Source organism: Hymenobacter agri (assembly GCF_054778495.1).
In genome coordinates this window covers 1-959 of the sequence record NZ_BAAGZM010001041.1, presented here as the reverse complement: position 1 = coordinate 959, position 959 = coordinate 1, and the positions used below count along the sequence as shown (strand labels likewise).

Annotated in this window: 1 protein-coding gene; it reads right to left on the bottom strand. The window is 66.5% G+C overall.

What is annotated here, in order from left to right; all coding sequences use genetic code 11:
- Window positions 1–959, bottom strand: a 959-nt coding sequence (locus tag ACYVDE_RS24315; RefSeq protein ID WP_460504100.1) for a hypothetical protein, incomplete at both ends; no start/stop codon positions are given.

The window sequence follows — 959 nt, the reverse complement described above, 5'->3', positions numbered from 1 at the left end:
TGGTGGGCAGGGGCGGGGCCGGACGCGGCGGCGGCACCACCCGAAACAAGTTGCAGCCAGCCAGGTCGGTGTAGGTGCCTTTGCGCAGGCGCGAGGCTTGGTGCCGGGCTAGGTCGACGGTGTATAGACCATGTGGGCCGGCCAGGTACATGCGGCGGCGGCCGGCGGCATCGTTTTGCATCAGCAGGTCGCTGTAGCCGCCGCGGGCGGGCAGGCCGCTCAGAAACATCTGCTCGGCGAAGGGCTTCTGGGTGGGTAGGTCGATTTTCAGCAGCGAGCCATCGGTGCTGTACACGAGGTACATGGTGTTGGCGTCGTCGAGGCAGAAGTTGCCGTGGGTGCCGGCGCTGGCGAAGGCGATGTAGGGGTAGAATGGCGCTTTGCGCAGCGGGTCGGCCGTCCACACGGTGCTCACTTTGCCCTCGTGCGGGCTGATGCGGACGAGCAGGTTGGCATCCGAAGCCATGAAGTAGAGGTCGCCGCGGTCGTCGGTGCTGGCCGAAATCCAGACGTTATCGGGGCCTTGCGCGGGCAGCACCCAGTCGGTATACGCGCCTTTGCGGGTGGCGGGGTCGTAGCGATACACCCGCTCGGGCGCATCGGTGGGGGCTTTCGTAACGGAATACAGGCAGTTATCGAAGCCCTTGGCCAAAGCGTAGGATTGAAAGGGCAGCACCCGGCGGTGCACTTTGGGTGCGGCCGTAGGGTCGTCGGCCACAAACTCGTGGATGCTGCGGCAGTCGTCTTCCCAATGCCCGTCGACGGTGCGCAGGGCCGCGATGCCGTACATCTTGCCGTCGCAGAGCTGGTCGTCGTAGCGGCGGCTGGCCCAGGGCGTGCTGCTGAACATGAACGAGGCCAGCAGCGCCTGCCCGGCCGCCAAGTACGTGGTGTCGTGGCTGGCGCGGGCGCGGTACTCAATTCGAAACTCGTAGCCGCCGCGCCAGAGCTGGCGGCCA